The 5,348-nt window shown below is 63.4% G+C and carries 5 protein-coding genes and 1 pseudogene; 5 read left to right on the forward strand and 1 reads right to left on the reverse strand.

Annotated elements, in window-relative coordinates:
* Together EOD15_RS27585 and hydA are read left to right on the forward strand one after the other, a co-directional pair.
* Positions 1 to 672, forward strand: a 672-nt coding sequence (locus tag EOD15_RS27585; protein WP_127409023.1) for a hydantoinase/carbamoylase family amidase, incomplete at its 5' end; no start/stop codon positions are given.
* Between the two features lie 62 nt (positions 673 to 734).
* Positions 735 to 2,186, forward strand: coding sequence for a dihydropyrimidinase (gene hydA / locus EOD15_RS27590; RefSeq protein WP_127321629.1), 1,452 nt, complete (start codon positions 735 to 737; stop codon positions 2,184 to 2,186).
* A gap of 328 nt (positions 2,187 to 2,514) precedes the next feature.
* Here the strand turns inward: hydA and EOD15_RS27600 are convergent, their stop codons facing one another.
* Positions 2,515 to 2,919 carry a cupin domain-containing protein gene (locus EOD15_RS27600; RefSeq protein ID WP_127321630.1) on the reverse strand — a complete coding sequence of 135 codons (405 nt, stop codon included), beginning with the start codon at positions 2,917 to 2,919 and terminating at the stop codon, positions 2,515 to 2,517.
* 142 nt (positions 2,920 to 3,061) lie between these two features.
* Between EOD15_RS27600 and EOD15_RS27605 the strand changes: the two genes are divergently transcribed.
* The 3 genes and pseudogenes from EOD15_RS27605 to EOD15_RS27620 all read left to right on the forward strand — a co-directional run.
* Positions 3,062 to 3,853 carry an ABC transporter ATP-binding protein gene (locus EOD15_RS27605; protein ID WP_127272369.1) on the forward strand — a complete coding sequence of 264 codons (792 nt, stop codon included), beginning with the start codon at positions 3,062 to 3,064 and terminating at the stop codon, positions 3,851 to 3,853.
* 420 nt (positions 3,854 to 4,273) lie between these two features.
* Positions 4,274 to 5,152: an ABC transporter permease gene (locus tag EOD15_RS27615; protein ID WP_127272550.1), complete on the forward strand. Its 879-nt coding sequence runs from the start codon at positions 4,274 to 4,276 to the stop codon at positions 5,150 to 5,152.
* Positions 5,149 to 5,348, forward strand: a pseudogene (locus EOD15_RS27620) (ABC transporter permease); the annotation flags it as partial. The gene EOD15_RS27615 and the pseudogene EOD15_RS27620, both read left to right, overlap by 4 nt.

The following is a 5,348-nucleotide window of genomic DNA, read 5'->3' on the forward strand; positions in this document are numbered from 1 at the left end:
CACATCGAGCAGGGACCGATCCTCGAGGATGAGGGCATCGACATCGGCGTCGTCACTCACGGCCAGGGCCTTAAATGGCTGCAGGTGACGCTGACCGGCAAGGAAGCGCATACGGGCTCGACGCCGATGCCCAAGCGCCGCAATGCCGGGCTCGGCATGGCGCGGGTGATCGAACTGGTGCATGAGATCGCCATGGACTACCAGCCCGATGCCGTCGGCGCGGTCGGCCACATGGAGGTCTATCCCAACTCGCGCAACATCATCGCCGGACGCACCGTCTTCACCGTCGACATCCGCTCGCCGGAAAAAGAAGTGCTGGACGCGATGGATGGCCGCATCCGCGAAGGCATCGACACGATCTGCGATGCGCTCGACATCCGCTACGAGATCGAACAGGTCGGCGCTTTCGATCCGGTGACCTTCGATGCCGGGTGCGTCAAGGCGATCCGTGATGCCGCCGAACGTCTCGGCTATTCCCACCGCAACATCGTCTCCGGCGCCGGCCATGACGCCTGCTGGATCAACCGCGTCGCGCCCACCGCCATGGTGATGTGCCCCTGCGTCGACGGCTTGAGCCACAACGAAGCCGAGGAGATCACCAAGGAATGGGCTTCGGCGGGTGCCGACGTTTTGTTCCATGCGGTGGTGGAGACGGCTGTCATCATGGAGTGAGCTTAGAATCTACCTTCCAAACGACGCTCGTAAGAAGCGCGGCAAGAACAAGGGAACAGCTAATGACCAAAGTCATCCGAAACGGCACCATCGTCACCGCCGACCGCACCTGGAAGGCCGATGTGCTGATGCAGCACGGCAAGATCGTCGCCATCGGCTCGGGCCTGCATGGCGACCATGAGTTCGACGCCACCGGCTGCTACATCATGCCGGGCGGCATCGACCCGCACACCCATCTTGAAATGCCGTTCATGGGCACCTATTCGGCCGATGATTTCGAATCCGGCACGCGCGCGGCGCTCTCCGGCGGCACGACGATGGTGGTCGATTTCTGCCTGCCGGCGCCACAGCAGTCGTTGCTCGAAGCCTTGCAGATGTGGGACAACAAGACCTCGAAAGCGTCCTGCGACTACTCCTTCCACATGGCGATCACCTGGTGGGGGAAGCAGGTGTTCGACGAGATGGCCACTGTCGTCGACAAGGGCATCACCTCGTTCAAGCATTTCATGGCCTACAAGGGCGCGCTGATGGTCGATGACGACGAGATGTATGCGTCGTTCCAGCGCTGCGCCGATCTCGGCGCGCTGCCGCTGGTGCATGCCGAGAATGGCGATGTGGTTGCCGCGCTGTCGCAGAAGCTATTGGCTGCCGGCAACAACGGCCCCGAGGGCCACGCCTATTCACGGCCGCCCGAAGTGGAAGGCGAGGCGACCAACCGCGCCATCATGATCGCCGACATGGCCGGCGTGCCGCTCTATGTCGTGCATGTCTCCTGCGAGCAGAGCCACGAAGCGATCCGTCGGGCGCGCCAGAAGGGCATGCGGGTGTTCGGCGAGCCGCTGATCCAGCACCTGACGCTGGACGAGAGCGAGTATTTCGACAAGGACTGGGACCATGCGGCGCGCCGAGTGATGAGCCCGCCCTTCCGCAACAAATTGCACCAGGATTCGCTGTGGGCGGGCCTGCAGGCGGGCTCGCTGCAGGTGGTGGCGACCGATCATTGCGCTTTCACCACCAAGCAGAAGCGTAACGGCGTCGGCGATTTCACCAAGATCCCGAACGGCACCGGCGGGCTTGAAGACCGCATGCCGGTGCTCTGGACCACCGGCGTCAACACCGGCCGGCTGACGATGAACGAGTTCGTCGCGGTGACCTCGACCAACATCGCCAAGATCCTCAACATGTATCCGAAGAAGGGCGCCATCGTAGAGGGCGCCGACGCCGACATCGTCGTCTGGGATCCCAAGCGCAAGAAAAAGATCACCTCGAAGAAGCAGCAGTCCGTCATCGACTACAACGTGTTCGAAGGGTTCGAGGTGACCGGTCTGCCGCGGTTCGTGTTCTCGCGTGGCGAACTGTCGATCCAGGAGGCCGAAATCAAGGCCAAGCCCGGGCATGGAGAATTCGTCGGCCGCGAGCCGAATGCGGCGGTCAACCGGGCGCTGTCGACGTGGAAAGAGATTTCCGCGCCGCGCAAGGTGGAACGCACCGGCATCCCGGCGACCGGGGTTTGAGCTTGCGCGGCTCGAAGAACGCCAAGAAACGGATGATTGCCGACAAACACAGCGCCGCCTTTGGGGACGTGTCGCAGTGCCGATAATTGCCGAACTCGGCGCCGCCCCTCATCCGCCTGCCGGCACCTTCTCCCCGTATACTGACGGGGAGAAGGGAGATGAACGCAACCTCGCCGCCCTTTTTTGTAACGTCGGAGATTGGCGAAATCCTCCACGAAATCGTCCTTCTCCCCGTCACTATACGGGGAGAAGTGCCCGGCAGGGCGATGAGGGGCAGCGCAAACTTCGGGCAATTGACCGGTGGGATCCTAGCCCGTCGATGCTGGCCTCACGCGACCAGCGCATCCAGTTCCGGGAGCAGGACGACGCTTTCCTGTTCGTTGGGATCGGTGCGGGCAATGACGGCCGAAGACGGGGCGCTGCTCAGATTGGCCGGCAGATGCGGCACGCCGGCGGGAATATAGAAAAGGTCGCCGGCCTTGACCACGATATGATGCTCGAGCCGGTCGCCGTACCAGGTGTGGACTTCGCCGGAGAGCACATAGATCGCCGTCTCGTGGCTCTCATGCATATGTGCCTTGGCGCGGGCGCCGGGCGGCATGGTGAGCACGTGCATGCAGATGCCGGAGGCGCCGACGGTCTCGGCGGCAATGCCGGCGAAATAGGTCAATCCCTGCTTGCCTTCATAAGTGCTTTCAGGGCGGATAAGATGACAAGTTGGTTTGGGCGACATCGGGGAAACTCCGGGCGTCGATCGAGTGGGACAAGGTCAGTGGGACAGGGCCAAATGGGACAGGGTAAGTGGAAAACAACATCGCGATAAAAGCAATCGGATTCCAGCCGCCGCAAGTACGCGAACAGGCAGGCGGCGGCCGATGACGGGGACTTCGCCAGCCGTCGTCGCGGCAAGCAAACTCGGACTGACCTTCCAGACCAATGACGGGCCGGTGCAGGCGCTGTCCAACGTCGATCTCACCATCGGTAAGGGCGAGTTCGTCTCCTTCATCGGGCCTTCGGGCTGCGGCAAGACCACGCTGCTGCGCGTCATCGCCGATCTGGAGAAGCCAACCTCGGGGACGATTTCGGTCAATGGCATGACAGCAGAGCAGGCGCGCGAGAAACGCGCCTATGGCTATGTTTTCCAGGCCGCCGCGCTGTTTCCGTGGCGGACGATCGAGCGCAATGTCGGGCTGCCGCTGGAGATCATGGGCCTGTCCAAGGCGGAGCAAGGCGAGCGTATCAAGCGCACGCTCGAGCTCGTCAACCTCTCAGGCTTCGAGAAGAAATATCCCTGGCAGCTCTCGGGCGGCATGCAGCAGCGCGCCTCGATTGCCCGTGCGCTGGCCTTCGATGCCGACCTGCTGCTGATGGACGAGCCGTTCGGCGCGCTGGACGAGATCGTGCGCGACCATCTCAACGAGCAATTGCTGGAATTGTGGGGACGCACCAACAAGACCATCTGCTTCGTCACCCACTCCATTCCGGAGGCCGTCTATCTGTCGACGCGCATCGTCGTCATGTCACCGCGGCCGGGCCGCGTCAGCGACATCATCGAATCGACACTGCCGAGAGAGCGGCCGCTCGACATCCGCGAGACGCCGGAGTTTCTGGCGATCGCAGCGCGCGTGCGCGACGGGCTGCGGGCAGGGCACAGCTATGATGATTGAGGGGGCGAACGACGGGCTCCCTCCTCTCCCCAACGGGGAGAGGGTGGCCGGAGCGAAGCGGAGGTCGGGTGAGGGGGGGGCGGCCCACCGCGCCTTCGTCATCCCAGGGCACCGCGAGGCGGCGTGCGTAAAGGGAGCGGTCAACCACCCCTTCGTCATCCTAGGGCAGAGCAGGCGCGCAGCGGCCTGCGCAGACCCTAGGATCCATGCCGTGACGCCGGCCGAAAGGCGAAAACGGTTGAGAAAACAGGCCAAGCAGGGCGAGGCACAGGGAGCCTTGTTCCGCACCGTTGTGGAGCACAGAGGTAACGGCATGGATCCTAGGGTCTGCGCCGCGTCGCTTCGCTCCTTGCTTCGCCCTAGGATGACGAAGAATGGGTATGGCCGCTCTTTGCCGTTGGGCAAAGGGGAGCGCACCTAATGGACACCTTCCGCGACAAACTCATCCCCGTCACCTCGATCCTCGCTGGGGTGGTCGTGCTCTGGTATGTTTTCGCCGTCATCCTCAACGCGCCGTTCCAGCGCGATCTCGACCGTCGCGCCGGTGAGACCTCCACGTTCAGCGAACTCATCGGCAAGACGCTGTCGCAGCCGAAGCCGACATTGCCGGCGCCGCACCAGGTGGCGGTGAATTTCTTCGAGAACACCTTCCTGCGGCCTATCACCTCGAACCGCAGCCTGGTCTACAATGCCTGGGTGACGCTGTCGTCGACGCTGCTCGGCTTTGCCTTCGGCACCGCGCTCGGCATCATCATCGCTGTCGGCATTGTCCATGTGGCGACGCTCGACCGCAGCCTGATGCCGTGGATCATCGCCTCGCAGACCATTCCCATCCTGGCGGTGGCGCCGATGATCATCGTCGTGCTGGGGGCGATCGGCATCAGCGGCCTGATCCCGAAGGCGATGATCTCGACCTATCTGTCCTTCTTCCCGGTGACTGTCGGCATGGTGAAGGGGCTGCGCTCACCCGAGATCATGCATCTCGACCTGATGCACACCTACAATGCCAGTCGTGCGCAAACCTTCTGGAGATTGCGCGTGCCGGCCTCGGTGCCGTTCCTGTTCACCTCGATGAAGGTGGCGGTGGCGGCAAGCCTGGTCGGCGCCATCGTCGGCGAACTGCCGACCGGTGCGGTCGCCGGCATCGGCGCCAAGCTGCTCGCCGGCGCCTATTACAGCCAGTCCATCGACATCTGGTCGGCGTTGGTTGCTGGGTCTGTGGTGGCAGCACTTCTCGTCATGGTTGTCGGCATTGCCGGGCGCCTCGTCGACCGCGCCATGGGCGGGAGGCCGGCATGAACCGGCTGAAACCCTCCTGGCAAGCGGTGCTGGCGATCACGCTGTGCGTGATCGCAGTGGCGCTCGGCCCGATCGCCGCGCCGAAAGTCGATGCGCTGGCGGAGCCCGCAGGGACGTTGATGTATCCCTATGCGGCGACGACCTGGCTGATCTTCGGCGAGCTGCTTGTCGCCGCTTTGATCTCGATGGCCAGAAT

Source organism: Mesorhizobium sp. M7A.T.Ca.US.000.02.2.1 (genome assembly GCF_003996995.1).
Lineage (GTDB): Bacteria > Pseudomonadota > Alphaproteobacteria > Rhizobiales > Rhizobiaceae > Mesorhizobium.